This is a genomic window from Stenotrophomonas sp. PvP093 (assembly GCF_017876915.1).
In the GTDB taxonomy this organism is placed as follows: domain Bacteria; phylum Pseudomonadota; class Gammaproteobacteria; order Xanthomonadales; family Xanthomonadaceae; genus Stenotrophomonas; species Stenotrophomonas muris.
In genome coordinates this window covers 2,371,443-2,389,288 of sequence record NZ_JAGIOX010000004.1, presented here as the reverse complement: position 1 = coordinate 2,389,288, position 17,846 = coordinate 2,371,443, and the positions used below count along the sequence as shown (strand labels likewise).

General features: G+C 64.0%; 15 protein-coding genes. 3 read left to right on the top strand and 12 right to left on the bottom strand.

What is annotated here, in order from left to right; all coding sequences use genetic code 11:
• Positions 1–10: 10 nt before the first annotated feature.
• From J3A72_RS13565 to J3A72_RS13550, 4 genes are all read right to left on the bottom strand, one after another.
• Positions 11–1,279: a copper-binding protein CopB gene (locus J3A72_RS13565; RefSeq protein ID WP_005413421.1), complete on the bottom strand. Its 1,269-nt coding sequence runs from the start codon at positions 1,277–1,279 to the stop codon at positions 11–13.
• Positions 1,276–3,144 (bottom strand): copper resistance system multicopper oxidase, encoded by a 1,869-nt coding sequence (locus J3A72_RS13560; RefSeq protein WP_012480217.1) that lies wholly within the window; start codon positions 3,142–3,144, stop codon positions 1,276–1,278. The genes J3A72_RS13565 and J3A72_RS13560 overlap by 4 nt, the downstream gene beginning before the upstream one ends.
• 113 nt (positions 3,145–3,257) lie before the next feature.
• Positions 3,258–3,677 carry a transcriptional regulator CopL gene (copL, locus tag J3A72_RS13555; protein ID WP_012480218.1) on the bottom strand — a complete coding sequence of 140 codons (420 nt, stop codon included), beginning with the start codon at positions 3,675–3,677 and terminating at the stop codon, positions 3,258–3,260.
• A 174-nt stretch (positions 3,678–3,851) separates the two neighbouring features.
• Positions 3,852–4,202 (bottom strand): helix-turn-helix transcriptional regulator, encoded by a 351-nt coding sequence (locus tag J3A72_RS13550; protein ID WP_043033515.1) that lies wholly within the window; start codon positions 4,200–4,202, stop codon positions 3,852–3,854.
• A 128-nt stretch (positions 4,203–4,330) separates the two neighbouring features.
• Between J3A72_RS13550 and J3A72_RS13545 the strand changes: the two genes are divergently transcribed.
• The gene (locus tag J3A72_RS13545; RefSeq protein ID WP_223224790.1) at positions 4,331–5,089 is read left to right on the top strand and encodes a hypothetical protein; all 759 of its coding nucleotides are present in this window, start codon (positions 4,331–4,333) and stop codon (positions 5,087–5,089) included.
• A 20-nt stretch (positions 5,090–5,109) separates the two neighbouring features.
• Here the strand turns inward: J3A72_RS13545 and J3A72_RS13540 are convergent, their stop codons facing one another.
• Complete coding sequence (locus J3A72_RS13540) at positions 5,110–6,162, bottom strand: DNA-binding protein (protein WP_021201903.1); 1,053 nt, start codon at positions 6,160–6,162, stop codon at positions 5,110–5,112.
• A 274-nt stretch (positions 6,163–6,436) separates the two neighbouring features.
• On the opposite strand from J3A72_RS13540, the gene J3A72_RS13535 reads away from it, so the two are divergent.
• Together J3A72_RS13535 and J3A72_RS13530 are read left to right on the top strand one after the other, a co-directional pair.
• Positions 6,437–8,017, top strand: coding sequence for an AAA family ATPase (locus J3A72_RS13535; RefSeq protein WP_026070029.1), 1,581 nt, complete (start codon positions 6,437–6,439; stop codon positions 8,015–8,017).
• Positions 7,995–9,092: a UvrD-helicase domain-containing protein gene (locus tag J3A72_RS13530; protein ID WP_043033512.1), complete on the top strand. Its 1,098-nt coding sequence runs from the start codon at positions 7,995–7,997 to the stop codon at positions 9,090–9,092. The genes J3A72_RS13535 and J3A72_RS13530 overlap by 23 nt, the downstream gene beginning before the upstream one ends.
• A 15-nt stretch (positions 9,093–9,107) precedes the next feature.
• Here J3A72_RS13530 and J3A72_RS13525 read toward each other — a convergent pair whose 3' ends face one another.
• From J3A72_RS13525 to J3A72_RS13495, 7 genes are read right to left on the bottom strand one after another with little or no spacing between them, the layout of a single operon-like run.
• Positions 9,108–9,383, bottom strand: a complete 276-nt coding sequence (locus tag J3A72_RS13525; protein WP_019184735.1) for a hypothetical protein — start codon at positions 9,381–9,383, stop codon at positions 9,108–9,110.
• On the bottom strand, positions 9,380–12,571 hold the full coding sequence (locus J3A72_RS13520; RefSeq protein WP_049402758.1) for a CusA/CzcA family heavy metal efflux RND transporter: 3,192 nt from the start codon (positions 12,569–12,571) through the stop codon (positions 9,380–9,382). Before J3A72_RS13520 ends, J3A72_RS13525 begins: the two co-directional genes overlap by 4 nt.
• Before the next feature lie 8 nt (positions 12,572–12,579).
• Positions 12,580–13,530, bottom strand: a complete 951-nt coding sequence (locus J3A72_RS13515) for an efflux RND transporter periplasmic adaptor subunit (RefSeq protein ID WP_021201906.1) — start codon at positions 13,528–13,530, stop codon at positions 12,580–12,582.
• On the bottom strand, positions 13,527–14,804 hold the full coding sequence (locus J3A72_RS13510; RefSeq protein WP_043033510.1) for a TolC family protein: 1,278 nt from the start codon (positions 14,802–14,804) through the stop codon (positions 13,527–13,529). The genes J3A72_RS13515 and J3A72_RS13510 overlap by 4 nt, the downstream gene beginning before the upstream one ends.
• 55 nt (positions 14,805–14,859) lie before the next feature.
• On the bottom strand, positions 14,860–15,216 hold the full coding sequence (locus J3A72_RS13505; RefSeq protein WP_075077247.1) for a hypothetical protein: 357 nt from the start codon (positions 15,214–15,216) through the stop codon (positions 14,860–14,862).
• Positions 15,213–15,830, bottom strand: coding sequence for a cation transporter (locus J3A72_RS13500; RefSeq protein ID WP_005413376.1), 618 nt, complete (start codon positions 15,828–15,830; stop codon positions 15,213–15,215). Before J3A72_RS13500 ends, J3A72_RS13505 begins: the two co-directional genes overlap by 4 nt.
• Positions 15,831–15,854: 24 nt before the next feature.
• Positions 15,855–17,813, bottom strand: a complete 1,959-nt coding sequence (locus tag J3A72_RS13495; RefSeq protein WP_075077248.1) for a cytochrome c/FTR1 family iron permease — start codon at positions 17,811–17,813, stop codon at positions 15,855–15,857.
• Positions 17,814–17,846: the final 33 nt, after the last annotated feature.

The following is a 17,846-nucleotide window of genomic DNA, read 5'->3' as shown; positions in this document are numbered from 1 at the left end:
TCAGTTCCCCTTAGAACCAGGTACGAAGGCCGATGACCAAGCGCGTGTCTTCAAAGGACTCGCCATGCTCGCGTCGCATGTCTGCGGTATTGCCAAACGCGCGCTCGTACACCACGCCGATGTAGGGAGCGAACTTTCGGGTGAACTCATAGCGAAGTCGTAGCCCCGCCTCAGCGGCACTCAGACCCGAACCTATCCCGCGCAATGGATCGTTCTTGCCATAGGCGGTGACTTCCACCAGCGGCTGCAAGATCAGCCGGTTGGTTAGCAGCAATTCGTACTCGGCCTCGACATTGGCGGCAGTCTGGCCCCCTTCGCCGAGATAGGCTGTGGCGGACACTTCGAACTTCATCGGCGCCAAGCCCTGTACACCGATAGCGGCGAAGTTCTGCGATGCCCCAGGCTTGAAGTCATGACGCACACCGGCCACCACATCCCACCACGTGGAGATACTGCGGCCGTAAAGCACTTCCAGATCAGCCGACTCGGTCTGACCATCCGTGCGTTCGCCTTCACTGCGGAGCCAGACGCGATTGAGGTCCGTACCGATCCAGCCCTGGCCCTCCCAGCCCAGCCCGGTGCCCGGATCGGCATCCCAGGTTTCCAGGCGATTGAGCAGCACGTAGCTCTTGATCGAGTTGTCATGCACCGGATGCGCGTGTTCCGGCGCGATGGCCGCCTTGCGATCCGCGTCCGTCACCGCGGGAATCGGGGTGCGCGGCTGCGTTGGCGCTGCAGGCCCGTGTCCCATCTGACTGTGGTCCATGCCCTCCATCGATTGCATTCCCGCTTCTGGTGTAGCGGGCGCGGGCGAATCATGGCCCATCTGCGAATGGTCCATCCCCTGCATCGCAGGCGTGGCCGTGCCGGAGGTGTCGGCTGCAGCGGGCTGTGCCATCTGACTGTGATCCATGCCCTGCATCGACTGCGCCTGCGCTGTGGGCGCCGCAGGTGTGCTCGCGGGCGAGCCGTGCCCCATCTGCGAATGGTCCATGCCCTGCATGGCAGGCTCGGCTGCGTTAGCCTGCGGCTCGGCGTGGCCCATCGCCGCATGATCGATCGTCGCTTCGCTCGTCTTGGCCGGTGTTGCAGGCTTTTGGGCTGGCGCAGGTTTTGATGTCGGTGCCTGATGTGCAGAGTGATCCTGAGTCTGGGTCTGCGCGCCCTGCTCCATCTGCATGGAGCCGTGCTGCATAGATTGGGCGCTGGCCGCATTGGCCAGGGCCAGCGAGATAGCCGTCAGCGCAGTCAGGGTGGTATCGCGTCTATTGATGTTCATTCGTCGACCCTCACCGTGCGCATCATTCCGGCTTCCATGTGATAAAGCAGGTGGCAATGGAACGCCCAGCTGCCCAACGCATCGGCACGCACGCGATACGTGCGTCGGCTACCTGGCGGCATATCCACCGTGTGCTTGCGCACCATGAAGTTGCCGTTGTCGTCCTCCACGTCACTCCACATGCCGTGCAAATGGATGGGATGGGTCATCATCGTGTCGTTAACCAATACGATGCGCATACGCTCGCCGTAGTTCAGCCGCAGCGGCTCGACATCGGAAAACTTCTGACCGTTGAAGCCCCAGGAGAATTTCTCCATGTGTCCGGTCAGATGCAGCTCGATCTCGCGACCGGGGTCGCGTCCGTCAGGGTCTTCAAAGGTGCTCTTGAGCATGGAATACGTCAGCACATGACGGCCGTTATCGCGCAGGCCATTGCCCGGATCATCCAAGCGCGAACTCACGCTCATGGCTTGGTTGTCCAACAGGGGATTGTTGGTCTCGCTAGCAGGGTGTGATTGCATGCCCCCGTGCTGCATGCCTGCCATGGCACCATCGCCGGCGGCGGGCATCGCATGGCCTGCATGGGCCGAGGTCGCGTTACCGCTGACAGGTGGGGTCATGCCAGGCATGCCCATGGCCGCACCACAGCCGCCTTCCATGCCCTTGCTGCCGCCAGACATATCCATCGACCCATGATCCATGCCCATGTCTGCCATCGTCAGCAGCGGCCGGGGATCCACAGACGGAACGGGCGCGCGTAATCCTTCGCGCACAGCGAGCGTGCCGCTGATGTAGCCGGTGCGACCGGAGTCTTGGGCAAAGATGGTGAATGCGTCCTGCCCGGAGGGCTCCACGATCACATCGAAGGTTTCTGCTACCGCGATGCGGAACTCGTCGACGGAAACCGGATGGACATACAAGCCATCTGCCGCCACCACGGTCATCTTCAGCCCCGGAATACGCACATCGAAGTACGTCATGGCAGAGCCATTGATGAAACGCAGGCGCACCTTCTCGCCACTGCGGAACAAACCGGTCCAGTTGCCCAGTGAGGTCGTGCCGTTCATCAGGTAGGTGTAGGTGTTGGCGTTGACGTCGGACAGGTCCGTGGGCGTCATCCGCATCACGCCCCACATCTTGCGATCTTCCAACGTGGCCGACAGGCCGTTGCGCTTCACATCGCGCGCAAAATCGCCGACCGTGCGCTTGTAGTAATTGTCATGGCCCGGCATCTTCTTCAAACGATCGAACAGGGCCGTCGGGTCCAGGTCTGTCCAATCGCTCAGCATCACGACGTAGTCGCGATCGAAACTGAAGGGCTCCGGCTCCAATGGGTCGATGACGATCGGGCCATAGAGCCCGGCTTGTTCCTGGAACCCTGAGTGGCTGTGGTACCAGTAGGTTCCGCCCTGATGCAGGGTGAACCGGTAGTGGTAGGTCTCACCACGTCCGATACCGTCAAAGCTCAGACCCGGCACGCCGTCCATGTTGGCCGGCAAAATGATGCCGTGCCAATGGATGGAGGTGTCCGCGCCATGGATGGAGTTAGCGGGCAATGCATTAGAGACGCGCAAGTTGACCGTGGTGCCTTCCCGCCACCGCAGCAACGGCGCCGGAACGGACCCGTTGACCGTGATCGCGGTGCGGGTCTTGCCGGTGAAGTTCATCGGCGTCTCGCCAATGGTCAGGTCAAACTCAGTGCCCGATAGTACGTTGGGTTGTCCCGGCCCCTTGAGCGCCCAACTGGCTTTGGGCCAGAAACCTAATCCTGCGACTGCGCCTCCCAAGGCCAAGCCTTGGACAAATCGCCGCCGCGAAGGCAGCAGCGGTCCACCGCGTGGACCACGAAAATCATCATGCGACATGAAAATGCTCCAAGCGTCGTGTTGCCACCGGCGGGCGGTGGTACAGAGCGGGCGGCTGGCCTAAACAGGCATGCAAGCCACACCAACGGCGCCATTGCGGCGCCTAGGGACGCTTAGCCGATCGGTGGTCGGATCAGATGAGGCAAGGCAGGTGCCGCATGCCCTAGGGGCAGCGGCATGACATCCAGGCCCAAGGCCAGTTGCACCGAAACATGCAGGCGCGCAGGAAGTGCGCTCGCGCAAGCGTGTACGCAGGCGCACCGGCACGCAGAAGACTTGCAACAGTCGGGACCGGCATGGTCGCCATGCCCAGTGCCAGCCTTTTCAATCGATGTGGCATCGGGATGATGCTCAGCACTGTGATGGGCGAAGCAGTCTTCGTCGACTTGCACCGCGGCAGCCACTTCGCTGGCCTGCTCTTCCATGACCGGGTTCATACTGACGGACGCAAACGCCGACCACGCGCCGTTAAGCACGAGCATGGCGATCAGGAACAGTCGCAGTAGAAGTGAGGAGGCTGACACGGGCGACATGGTATATCACTTTAGACAAGGCGCGTGTGTATCGGTCGTGAACAAAATCTCAAGTAAGCCTGAGATGTCGCGACTTGTCAGTCGCACTAGCCGCGGACACTGCAGCTCCCTCCAGAAGCGCCCAAAGGGCGGGTTGAGGCGAAGAGTTGCCCATAGGGCGAGCGCTTGTTCGGTTTACTTCTCGGGCGTGGCCTCGATCAGCTTCACCAACTCGCGCTTCTGCTGCTTGCTTAGCGAGCCCCAGCGCAGGAGCAACTTGGCCAGCAGATCATCGTCGGTGTAAAGGAAGGCGGCGGGGATCCCCAACGCTTGGGCCAACCGCTCAGCAATCTCCAGCATGGGCTCGTGCTTGCCACGCTCGTACTGGTTGATTCGGGGGCTGGCCACGTGAGGATCCAGACCGGCCCGGATGCCCAACTCCTTCTGCGACAAACCCGTGTGCAGGCGGGCTTGTTTGAGGCGTCGAGCGAAGGTCGGTGTTGAGTCGACGGACAAAGTCACGCGCGCACCCCATGGAGACCCCATAAGGATGGCGGATGTACCCAGCCTTGCATACTAAGATATTCTTAGCTTTGAGGCAACCGGCGACACCGGTAGCGCCGCCCCCCCCCCCCCCCCAGGAGCCACGCCGCTCCCTCATCCCCGGAAACCGCATGCCCGGAACCTCGTCAATGACGCCATCTGGGGTCGCCAGCATCGAGGAGTTGGGCCTTCGTGGCACCCTTTTCCTAGCCGCACTGTTAGCCGCGCAGCTACGACGCCTACCGGTGGCGCCCACACGCCGCTCCACCTTGCTGGTGCTGGACACGCTGCGAGACTTGGCCTTGATCCAAGTTCCCTGGCCAGCGGATCGATGGCAGATCCGCCCCGATGCCGAGGTCACGCCCATCGAAGATCTGCAATGGGCTTTCGCCTGGTCTACCCACGAGCGCAGGCACCTGCTCCCGGTGCTGGAAGACCAACTCGGCGATATGGCACACGATGTAGACTTGGCGGACGCGAAACTGGAGCTGTGGGATGAACTTGCACTCTGGGAGACCGAGCAGTTTCTGGAGCAGCAATTGCTCAAACATCACTTCGACCCAGGCTGGGCACGTGATGTGGGGTTCGTCTTTCAATCCGGACCGCGGGGCTTGCCGATCGCGCGGTGGCGTTACTGCTGCTGGGCGGCGGTACGCCAAGGTGCCTCGGTGGCGATGCGTCTTGGCGTGCACGACAGCGCCCATGTGCGGGAAGCCATCTTTCAGGAGGTCCAGAAGCGCCTGCGCTACCTGATGACCAGTTCGCCCGAGCAAGGCATGTTCAAGCCCTATCATTTGGCACCGGAGTCCTCAGTAGCCAAACTGTTTGTAGATTGGGTCGTCCCTATGGAATGGGCGTACTGGACAGGTGAGCGCCACCCCAGCCGCTAGCAGACAAACGAGCAGCCTCGTCAGTCGGCTCCCCCATCTTGCGCATGGCCGCGCCGAGTTTTCTTCACCGCATTTTGTGCTGGCGTCAGTTGATTCAGTAGAGGCTCTAGCGCTTCAAGACGTGCATTGGCACGCAACGCATCGGCTTCAGCGCTCTCGCGGCGCTCACGCTCCCGCGCAAGGGTGTCTTGAACTTGAGCTAGCTCGTTGCGCATGGTATCCAAGGTCTTGGCGTCAGTCTTCCAGCGCTCCTGCAGTGCCAAATAGTCCGTCGCGGTCTGGCGCAACGCCACGACCTCGCTGTGTTGGCCTTCGTGGGCCTGTCGTAGCTGGGCAAGCTCACGCTCAATCCGCCCGTGGCGCTCCAGCCATTGACCATTGTCGCGGTTCAGCACCAACAGCTCCTGATTCTTCGCGCCCAAGGCTTCATTGGCCTGACGTAAGGCTACTTGCAGCTCTTGGACCTGATGCTCGTGACGGCGAAGCTCTTGCTCACGCTGCTCTTTGGTTGAAGTGCGGTAGTGCTCAAGCGCTTCCCGGGCATGGGCATGCTTGTCCTCCAGAGAACGCGTATGCGCCTCATGATCAGCCAGCCGCACCGTCATGCCAGCGATGCGCTCGTTCAACTGGGCGATTTCCGCGATCCTGTCACCTAGATTCTGTTGAAGGAGGGCGTGAGCAGCTTGCTCTTGGTGCAGGCTTGCTTCGGTGCGCTGCAGCCGACTGCTCAAGGCGGCAGCCTCCTCTTGGGCACCGGAAAGCGCCTGTTGCCGACTGTGGAGCTCAGCCTGATGGCGCTCACGCTCCTGGGTGAGGATGGCCTCTGCTTCCTCCTGGAGCCGCGAGGCCAAGCGCGCAACCAAGTCCTGCAAAGCATCACTAACGGCTACCGTCCTCGCCGGACCGCCGCCTTCCTCTCCTTCCAGTTCACGCAAGTAGCGGTGGATCGTGGTCTTGGAGCCCGTGTTGCCCAAGGCCACTCGCACCGCGTCGACTGACGGCTTCTTGCGTTGGGCCAGCAGCGCGTCGCGCGCCTTCTGGACGTCACTCTTATAGAGTCCTGCGCGCGCCATCGTGCCACCTCACTTTATTTCGTAATGTATTACATACCATGTAATTACATACTATTAAAGCAGGTAGACGACCGCTCGTCGGCGAAAATAGTTATACGGGATAATATTGAATTATCCCGCGTAAGGCGGATTCTGACCCTTCCCGGCGTCCCAAGCAGTACGAAACCGCCCAGGGCCGGCGATCGCTGGGTAGTATGGCCCAGAGCGGAAAGGAGGCCAGCCAGGGTGCAGGCAGGCTCCGCCACCGAGCCCGTTGGCCATCATAGGACTGTGCATGCCGATCGAACGTATCGTCATCGACAACTTCAAGTCGTTTCGCCATCTGGACCTGCCCCTCAATGCCCACATGAACCTGGTGGTGGGCGACAACGAGGTCGGTAAATCCACCCTGCTGGAGGCCATCCACGCGGTGGTCACCGGCCAGCTGCATGGGCGCAATCTTGCCTACGAGCTCACGCCCTACCTGTTCCACCAGCCCACGGTGCAGGAGTACTTGGGAGCGCTTGCCACGGGCACGCCGGCCTCGCCGCCACGGATCTCCATCGAAGCCTATCTGGGCGCCGACGCCGCGCTGGCGTCGTTACGCGGCACCAACAACTCCCTGCGTCTGGATACCGCCGGCATCCGGCTGCTGGTCGAGCTCAACGACGACTACCGCGAGGAGTTCAACGCCTACCTGCAGCAGCACCAGGGCGCGGTCAGCCTGCCGGTGGAGTACTACACGGTGCGCTGGTACTCCTTCGCCAACAATGGCGTCACCGCCCGTAGTATTCCGTTCGACTCGACCATCATCGACACGCACGGCATCAAGACCTTGTCCGGTGCCGATCGCTATATCGCCGGCATCATCGAGCAGGCACTGACGCCTGCGCAGCGCGTCTCGCTGTCGCTGAGCTTCCGCCGCATGCGGCAGAGCTTTTCCGAAGAAGCGGATGTGGCAGCGATCAATGCCTACTTGACCGAGCACACCGGGGACATCAGCCACAGGGCATTGACGGTAGGCGTGGACACATCGCCGCGCTCAACGTGGGAAACCAGCCTGTCACCCTACCTGGATGAGCTCCCGTTCACCCAGGCCGGCAAGGGCGAGCAAAGCGCGGTGAAGATGAAGCTGGCGATGCACGCGGCCGGCGCGGCTCACGTGCTGCTGATCGAGGAGCCGGAGAACCATCTGTCCTATTCCAGCATGACCCAGCTGATCGACAAGATTGCGGCCCTCTCCACCGCCCAGCAGGTGATCATCGCCACCCACAGCAGCTTCGTGTTGAACAAGCTGGGCGTGGACAACGTGATCCTGTTCAGCGCGCAAGGCCAGATGAAGCTGGACCAGCTGCCCAGCGATACCCACGACTATTTCATGAAGCTGCCGGGCCACGACACGCTGCGGTTGATCCTGGCCAAGCAGGCGATCCTGGTGGAAGGCCCTTCCGACGAACTGATCGTGCAGCGTGCCTACAGTGACCATCACGGCGTGGCGCCGATGGCTCACGGCGTAGACATCATTTCGGTCAAGTCGTTGGCATTCAAACGCTTCTTGCAGATTGCCGATCGACTGAGGATTCAGGCCAAGGTGATCACCGACAACGACGGTGATATCGCAGTTGTGCAAGAGCGCTATGCCGAGCACATCAACGCGATCTATTACGATTCCGACGAGAGCGCCCCTTCGCTGGAAGAGCAGCTGATCAAAGCCAACTCGCTGGCCGAACTCAATACCGTGCTGGGCAAGGCCTTTGCCGATGAGGTGGCGCTGCTCAAGTACATGAAGGGCCATAAGACCGATACGGCCTTGGCGATTTTCAATAGCCCGCACTCGATCAGGTTCCCGGACTATGTCCAGCGTGCCATCACCTAACCGGGTCCTGCTCTCGGCAGCCGGCTCGGGCAAGACCACGTTGCTGGTCCGGCAGGCCTTGGAGCGACCTGAGCGCCGCATCGCGATTGTCACCTACACGCTGGAAAACCTGGAAGAGATCCGGCGCTCGTTTGAGGCCCACGCAGGCGCGGTCCCCGCGCATGTCACCTTGCACAGCTGGTATGGCTTTCTGCTGCGCCAGTGCATTCGCCCGTACCAGGCTGCGCTTTGCCCTGAGCCTCGCATCGAGACCATCCTGTTCGTAGAAGGTGTCACCAACAACCGCGCCCCACGCACCCAGGTGGCGCGCCACTACCTGGCGGGCAACCGGATGTATTCGGACCGAGCGGCCGATTTCGCTGTGCGCTGCGATGAGCTGACCCAAGGCCAGGTCGTGGCGCGATTGGCGGCGATGTACGACGAGCTCTACATCGACGAAGTCCAGGATCTGGCCGGCTTTGATCTGGATCTGGTCGAACGGCTGTTGAAGAGCGAGATTGCCATCACGTTGGTAGGCGATACGCGCCAAGCCACGTATGCGACCAACTATGCGCAAAGGTACAGCCAATACCGTGGTCCGAATCTGGCAGCGCTGTTTCAGATTTGGGAGGCCGACGGCTTATGCCGGCTGGATCACCGCCTCACCAGTCTGCGCTGCGTCCAGGCCCTGTGCGATATGGCTGACACGCTCTATCCGCAGATGCCGCGGACCCAATCAGGCAATGGCGAGGTCACCGGACACGATGGCATCTACCTCGTCGCTCCAGGGGATGTGGCCGCGTACATGCAGGAGTTCGCCCCCACCGTGCTCCGGCATGACCGGCGGCAGGCGTGCGACGGACTGCCGGCGGTGAACTTTGGGCAGTGCAAGGGCCGCACCTACAGTCGGGTCCTCATCTTTCCGAACGGGCCGTTGACGCAGTACCTGCGCACGGCCGATGCAGCGCGTATCACCGCGCCGCCGAAATACTACGTGGCCTTCACCCGGGCGCGGCAAAGCGTGGCCTTTGTGTATGCCGGCGCGTGCGCGTTGCCGGGTCATCAGCTCTATGCGCCTGCCAGCGCAGACGCATAGAGCCAGGGGCTGCGATCACATCTTCTTTAACGGCGCCGCGGTGGGCGGCGGCGGTACCGGGCCCGGGTCGTTGAAACACAGCATGATCTGATCGATGCCGAATTGATCGGCCAGGACCTGGGCAATCACAGCATGCACCAGGTCCAGGTCGACCGAGGGCGCCGCGACCGTGATGGTGGCCGCGATCGCACGGCCATGCTCACCGGCGACCAGGCGCAGGTCGTCCACCGCTTTCACGCCCGGGTCGGTAAACATCGCCGCACGGACCTGTTCCAGGTTGAGCTCGTTCATGGGGACTCCAAAGCAGTGCTACCGGCGCGGGGAGCTCGGTCGCGATGCAGCCAACGATAGAGCACCGGCAGCACCAACAAGGTCAATGCGGTGGATGAGACGATGCCGCCGATGACGACAGTGGCCAGCGGCCGCTGCACTTCCGAGCCAGCACCGACATTCAAGGCCATGGGTAGGAAGCCCAGCGAGGCTACCAGGGCGGTCATCAACACCGGTCGCAGGCGTCCAAGGGCGCCGTCGCGCACAGCGTCGTCTAGCGGATCGCCCTGTTCGCGCAGACGGCGGATGAAGGCGATCATGACCAGCCCGTTGAGTACGGCCACGCCCGACAGCGCGATGAAGCCCACGCCGGCAGAGATCGACAACGGAATCCCGCGCAGAGCCAGTGCCAGCACACCGCCGGTCAGCGCCAGCGGCACGCCACTGAACACAATGGCCGCATCCTTGGCCGAGCCGAAGGCCATGAATAGCAGAGCGAAGATCAACGCCAGTGTCACCGGAACGACCACGCCCAGGCGTTGGGTGGCCGAGATCAGCTGCTCGAAGGTGCCGCCGTAATCGATCCAGTAGCCCTCTGGAAGCGCGACATCCTGGCCGATGCGTGTGCGCAACTCGCCGACGAACCCGCCCAGATCGCGCTCGCGCACGTTGGCGGTGATCACCACGCGGCGCTTGCCGTTCTCGCGGTTGATCTGATTGGGCCCGCGCTCTACCTGGATCTTCGCCACTTCCCGCAGCGGCACCGTGCGAGGCCCCCCATTGGCGCCGGCGGCCAGACGGCTGGACTCATCGACACTGGTGCTTGCCGGCAGCGGAATGGGCAGATCTGCCAGCACAGCGGGGTCTTGGCGCTGCGCTTCGGGCAGGCGCACGACCAGGTCGAAGCGGCGGTCGCCCTCGATCAACTGGCCGGCAACACTGCCCCCAATGGCGGTGGCCACCGTTTCCTGCACATCGCCCGGGTTCAGGCCATACCGTGCCAATGCCGCCGGATCTGGCGTGATGGTCAGCAGCGGCAGGCCGGAGACCTGCTCGGCCTTGACGTCTTCGGCGCCGGGGACGCTACGCATGACCCGCTCGACCCGGCTGGCCAGGCGCGTCAACTGGTCAAGGTTGTCGCCGTAGACCTTGACCGCCACGTCCGAACGGACGCCGGAGATCAACTCGTTGGTGCGCATCTGGATGGGCTGGGTGAACTCGTAGTTGCTGCCCGGGATTTCCTTGGCCGCCGCCTCCAGCTCTTCCACCAGCTCGGCCTTGGGCTTGCGCGGGTCGGGCCACTGGTCGCGGGGCTTGAGCATCAGGAAGGTGTCGGCCATCGACGGCGGCATAGGATCGGTGGCCACCTCGGCGGTGCCGATCTTTGAGAAGATGTTGGCCACCTCCGGGAACTGGGCCAGGCGCTTCTCCAGCGTTTCCTGCATGGCCACCGACTGCTCCAAGCTGGTGCCGGGAATACGCATGGGCTGCAAGGTGATGTCGCCCTCATCCAGGCTCGGCACGAACTCCGAACCCAAGCGGGTGGCCAGCACGCCACAGCCCACCACCAGCACGGCCGCGCCGGCCAGCACCACCACGCGCCGACGCAGGGCCCAATCCAGCAGCGGCGTATAACGGGCACGCGACCAGCGCATCAGGCGGTTGTCGTGCTCAGCCACACGGCCGCGCAGGAAGCTGGCGATCGCCGCCGGCACGAAGGTCAGCGACAACACCATGGCGCCGGTCAGGGCCAGCACCACCGTGATCGCCATCGGGTGGAACATTTTTCCTTCTACCCCGGACAGCGAGAAGATCGGCAGGTAGACCGCGGCGATGATGCCCAGGCCAAACAGGCTGGGACGGATCACCTCGGCGGTGGCCGAGGCGGTCAGGTCATAGCGCTCTTCATCGTTGAGCTGGCGGCCTAGCGCGTGCTGCGCCTCGCCGAACCGGCGCAGACAGTTCTCGATGATGATCACCGCCCCGTCCACGATCAGGCCGAAGTCCAGCGCGCCCAGGCTCATCAGGTTGCCCGACACGCCGCCACGCACCATGCCGATGATGGTGAACAGCATCGCCAACGGGATCACCGCCGCGGTGATCAACGAGGCGCGCACATTGCCCAGCAGCAGGAACAGCACCACCACCACCAGCAGCGCGCCCTCGATCAGGTTCTTGGACACCGTGCCGATGGTGCGATCCACCAGCGCGGTGCGGTCATAGACGGCCTTGGCATGGACGCCGGCAGGCAGGCTGGCGTTGGCGGCATCCAGCTTGGCCGCGGCCGCCTGGGAGACTTCCCGGCTGTTGGCGCCGAACAACATGAAGGCGGTACCGACCACGACCTCGTGGCCATTCTGGGTGGCCGCGCCCGTGCGCAGCTCCTTGCCTTCGCCCACGCTAGCGACGTCGCGCACCCGAATGGGCACGCCATCGCGCCGGTCCAGCACGATGTTGCCGATTGCCTCCAGATTGGCTAGCTGGCCCGGCACGCGCACCAGGAACTGCTGTCCGTTGCGCTCGATGTAGCCGGCGCCGATGTTCTGGTTGTTGCGCATGACCGCGGCGACCACGTCGTTCAACGTGAAGCCCAGCGCCACCAACTGAGCTGGATCGGGAGTGATGTGGATCTGCCGCTCGAAGCCGCCGATGGTGTTGACCTCGGTGACGCCGGGCGTGGTGCGCAGCTGCGGCCGGATCACCCAGTCCTGCAGGGTGCGCAGGTCCGTGGCCGTGTACGGGGTGCCGTCGGGCTTGCGAGCGTTGGGCTCGGCCTCCACGGTGTACATGAAGATCTCGCCCAACCCGGTGGAGATCGGCCCCATTTCCGGGTCCAACCCTTCGGGAAGCTGGGAGGCGATCTGCTGCAGGCGCTCGGCGACCTGCTGGCGGGCAAAGTACAGGTCGGTGCCGTCCTTGAAGACGACGGTGACCTGCGAAAGCCCGTAGCGCGACAGCGAGCGGCTGTAGTCCAGCTTGGGCAGACCGGCCATGGCCGTTTCGATGGCAAAGGTGACCCGTTGTTCGGCCTCCAGCGGCGAGTAACCCGGGGCCTGGGTGTTGATCTGGACCTGGACGTTGGTGATGTCGGGTGTGGCGTCAATGGAAAGGTGACGGTAGCTCCACACGCCCAGCGCAACCAGCGCAGCGGTGAGCACTAGCGTCAGCCAGCGATGGCGGATAGACAGCCCAATGAGGCGTTCGAGCATGGCGGGCCTCATTCTTCTTCCACGGTGGACTTTTCGATGTCGGCCTTGATCAGGAAGCTTTGGGCCACCACCACCTGTTCACCGGCCTTGAGGCCTTCCAGCACTTCGGCGCGTTCGGCGTCGCGGCGCCCCAGCTTCACCGGCCGGGTGTGGTAGGTTTCGCCCTGCTGCACGTAGACCACGTCCTGGTCTTCTGCGGTCTGCAGCGCCGTGATCGGCACCACCAACGCTGCCGATTGGCGATCCACGGTGACCCGCGCCTTGACCGCCGACCCCGGCCGCCACAGGCCATCGGTGTTGGCCACCGTGCCGCGCGCAATGGTGCTTTGGCTGGCGGTGGCGGTGCCGGGCAGGACGCGCTCCAAGGTGGTCTGTGCGGTGACGCCATCGCTCAAGCGGGTAACCGTCACCGGCACGCCAGCACCGATGTGCTGGGCGTCGGCGCCGAAGATGTGCAGGTCCACCCACAGCGTGGACAGGTCGGCGACCTCAAACAGCGGCGCGCCCTCAGCGGCGGCCATGCCTACGGCGGCCGTGCGCGCCATGACCACGCCACTGATCGGCGCGGTGACGGTATAGGTGGTCAGGCTCAGGTTGCTCTCTACCGTGGCCAGTGCCTGGCCGGCCCGTACCTGATCACCCACGCCCGCACGCACGGAGCGGACCGGTCCGGGGAAGCGTGCCGTGACCTGCGCGATGCGACCGTCAATCGGGGTCAACAGCCCTTGCACCTCATGCTCGTCAGCAATCTCACCGGGGCCTGCCGGTGCGACCTGGATACCCGCTGCCTGCGCAGCTTTGGCGGCAATCTTGGTTTCCAGCGGCGCTTCCTCGTGCTCGCCGTGCTCTTCGCCCTCAGCGGCGGCGCCGCCTTCGGACGCTTCGTTGGGGGCCGACGCGTTGCAGGCGGCCAGCATCATCAGGGCCATGCCCAGTGCGGTCCAAGAAAAGCGATTCATGGGGTCTCTCCGGTGGAAGCAGCCGCCGGCGGCGCGACAAGCGCTTGGCCGGTCAGGCGTTGAATTTCGATCAGGGCGCGCTGCGCATCGAGCGCCACGTCCAGCTGCTGCTGGGCCATGGCCGTGCGTTCGGACTGCAGCTGTGCCCATTCCAGGTAGCTGATCGCGCCGGCGCGATAGGCGCGCTCGGCGGCCTTCTCAGCCCGGGCCAACTTCGGCAGCACCTCGCCTTGCAGCCGTGCCACCTCGGCCTGCGCCACGGTGTAGCGACCATGGGCTTCGACCAGCGTGGAATACAGCGACAGGCCCTTGGCCTCGCGCTCGATCGTCAGAACCTCCAGCTCGGCTTCGCCGGCGCGGATCTCCGGCTGCGCGCGGCTGCGGCTGCCCAGTGGCATGGACAGGCTGGCCACCAGCGCGGTGTCGTCAGTCTCCTGCAGGCGGCGCACGCCCAGCTGCCACGACAAGTCCGGCGAGGCCGCCGAACGCGCCAGCTGCAGTCGTGCCTGCGCGATCCGGCGGGCATCGGCAAACTGCGCCAACTCGGGAGTGCGCTCCAATTCCTCGGCCAGCGACTGCATGGACGCGATCGCCGGCAGGGTCATGGGATCCGCCGCGGCCACCTCGAAGCTCGGAGCACGTTCGCCCCAGAGGGCAGCAAGGTGCTGCCGGGCGGCAATGCGCTGCTGCTCGGCCCGATCACGGGTCAACTCTGCTCTCGCCAGTGCTGCTTGTGCGGTGAGCATCACCGATTCGGGAGACGCGCCAGCCTGCAGGCGCTGCCGGGCAGCGGCGACGGTCCGCTGGCGCTGGCCGACATCCATGTTCGTCAGGCTGCGTTGCCGGTCGGCACCGACAACGGCCAAATAGCGCTGCGCCGTCTCGGCGAGCAGGTCCAGCCGCCTGGTCTCGCGCTGCACGGCCAGTGCATCAATCCGGCTTTGGGCCAAGGTGCGGCGGGCGTCGAGCTTGCCGCCGCGCTCCAGGACCGAGCTCAGGCTCAAGGTCAACTCCGCGCTGTCCAGGCCACGGGCCGCGCCCGTGCCCAGCGCATTTTCAACCTCCGCCCCCAACGTCCACGGTGGCCGCTGCACGGCCTGGTCGCGCTCGGCAGCGAGCACCGTGGCTCGCGCATCGACCAGGCGCAGCTCGGGGTGGGTTTGGGCCACGCGTGCAAACGCGTCGTCCAAGGTCATCAGCTCTTCTGCTGTCGCCGGCGTTGCCGCCGCGCTCAACAGTAGCCACGCGGCCAGGGCCGCCAATCGCACATGCATGAAGTACTCCAGAATTTTCGATAGCCAACAGGGATCCGGCGCACGCCGGCGCGCATCACCCTGCGGTCGGCGGCCGGAACGGCGCGAGCAGGTGCTCATGCCGATATCTGTCCGCATGGGCTGTCGCCGACGGCCAATGCCGGCCGATATGAGCAATGGCCAACACTATTTCTGGAGCCGGCGCGGCCTGGCTACAGCACAGCACCAGCTGCTGTAGCCGGTGCAGCGCGGCGTCTACGCCACGCTCGGAAGCTGGTGATGCCACTGCCGGGTCATGGTCGGCCGCGGCCAGATGGGTTTGAACATGGAGCTCGCCAACCACTGCCAGCACCGGCTGCGTCACAAGGCCCACGGCCAAGTGCGCCAGCAGCAGCCAGCGCAGGCCACAGCTCAGCCGGCCAAGCGCTGTCATGCAGGCGTTTTGCGCGCGTCGGCACGCGCCCGGCGAGCATCACCCAAGATCTCGAAAGCCTCCTTGATCACATACAGGCCGATCAGGGCGCCGATCACGAAATCCGGGTAGGGGCTGGCCAGCCACCACACCAACAGGCCGGCCAGAATCACCCCAACGTTGGCCACCACATCGGCGCGGGTAAACAGCCAGGTCGCTCGCAGATGCACTTCGCCAGACTTCAAGGGGGCGAGCATACGGAGCACCTTCAGGTTCACGGCCAGCGAGACCAGAGCGGTACCGATCATCCAACCGCTGACCGGCTCGGCGCCGTACATCACCCGGCGGCCGACTTCGACCAGCACGCCTACGCCCAGCACCAGCAGCACGCTGCCACTGACCCACGCGGCGTTGGCCTTGAAGCGCGCCGTGCGCCCGATAGCGACCAGGCCAATGGCATAGGCGGTGGCGTCAGACAGCATGTCCAGCGCGTCAGCCAGCAGCCCGGTGGAATGGGCAATCCAGCCGGCAATGCCGCCGATCACGGCCATCGCTGCATTCAGGACCAAGGCGATCCAGAGGATGCGTCGCTCCTCCTTGTTCTTGGCTTCGTGGTGGCACCCGCAATCACTCATGTCTTGGTCCTCTGCTGTGTTGTTTCATTGCTTGTTTGCGCCTGGCTGTCTACGCACACCGGAACGGGCATTGGCGAGGAACCCCACGATGGCGGCGGTGCCTACCAATACCTGCGCCAGCAGCGACTGCCAGGTGGGATACAGGCCGATCCACTCGATGCGCGGCAACGCGAGCGGTGTTTGAGAGATCCAGCCCGCTTCCTGCAACGCGGCCACGCCTTTACCGATCAGGATGACCGCCATCACCGCGATGAGAATCGAGCTGATCGAAAAGAACCGGCCAATCGGCAGCCGCCTGCTCATGCGCAGCATCCAGTACGCCACCGCAGCCAACACCGCGATTCCCGCCGCCAGGCCTGCGAGGATGGCGGTGGACGCCTGATCGCTCCACATCGCGATGTAGAACAAGATCGTCTCAAACACCTCGCGGAACACCGCGACAAAGGCCAGCATGAACAGGAAAACAGCCGAGCGCCGTGTCAGCGCAGTCGTCAGCTTGGCGTGCAGGTACTCCTGCCACCGCCCTGCAAGGCTCTTTTGGTGCATCCAGATGCCTACGCTGAGCAGGACAGCGGCAGCGAACAAGGCCGAGACGCCCTCAGTGACTTCCCGGTTCGCACCGCTGATATCAACAAAGTAAGTGGCCACCGCCCAGGTAGCTGCGCCTGCCAACAACGCGCAGATCCAACCCGCATGCACATACGGCAACACATCAGACCGCTCGGCTTTACGCAAGAACGCCACGATACCAATCACGATCAGCAGCGCTTCCAGTCCTTCGCGTACCAAGATGGTAAAGCTGCCTAGAAACGCGGTGCTGGCGCCTATTCGGGTGTCCTGCAGCGCCACGTCCGCGCGATCAAACAGCTGGGCAATTTGCGCTGCCTGCCCGGCAACGTCAGCCGCGGGCGCATGCTGATCCAGCTGCGCGCGGTAGCCTGCCATGGCCGTCTCGATCTCTCGCAGCAATGACGGATTGCGCGTGGCCAGCGTGGGTTCAAGCGGCTCTACACCATCCAGATAGGACGAGAGCGCAAGCTTTTTGGCTTGAGCCAGGTCCTCATCAGCGTAAGCGCGCTGGCTGGCGGCCAGTCGCTGCCGCGCCACCGCAAAGCGATCGGCTCCTGGTACCGCTTCGTTTACTACCTGTGGCTGCGAACGCAGGTAGGCGATGATCGCGTTTGCCTGATCGGCGGGCATCGTGGTGGCAAGATCGGCCTCTCGCGTGCGTGTCAGCGCTTCGAGCGAGGGAATGTGCGTATGGGCCTCGGCACTGGTGCGCCATAACGCCTCACCTTGAGCCTTGGCTTGCGAGGAGTACCCCAAGCTGCCCACATAGAATGCCAACGCCCAGCGATCACTTTCTGACAGCCCAGAGAAGCTGACCATGCCGGTACCCGGCACACCCTGGGAAATGACCTCGTACAACGACAGCGGCGTTCGCTGCGCGGCGCGAGTGGCATCGGTGAACGCGATCGGCGGCGGACTTAACGCTTGCGCGGCGGGGCCATCACCGTGACCTGTGGGGCCGTGACAGGCCGCGCACTGCTGGCTGTAGATGGACGCGGCCTGGGAGGTCTTCGGCGCGCTCGCCGGAACAGCGCCGATCGGGTAGCGGGCCAACAGCGTCGTGCCGAGCCCGCGCGCCAACGTTGCCACTTGCGCCGGGTCGGCCTTCTCTGCCACCGCCTGGACCAGGCGGTCGGCCTGGGCCGTCAGCTCCTGCTGGTTCTGGCCACTGGGCAATGCTGCCAGCTGACTGCGCACGGCGCCGGCAAACTCGCTCATTTCGGCGTATTCGTTGGGGGCAATTACGCGACCGGCCTGGACCGCGCCGGGGTAGTCGACCGCGATGTAATCGAGCATCTGCCAGGTTTGGCGCAGGTCTGCTGCGGCAGGCTCCGCCTGAGCAGAAGCGGGCAGAACCCAGCCGATCAGCAAGGCAATCAGGCAGTAGCGAATCAAGGCGATGGGCAGTGGCATGGTCGTCACATGCAGCGCCGCGGCCGGAGTGGC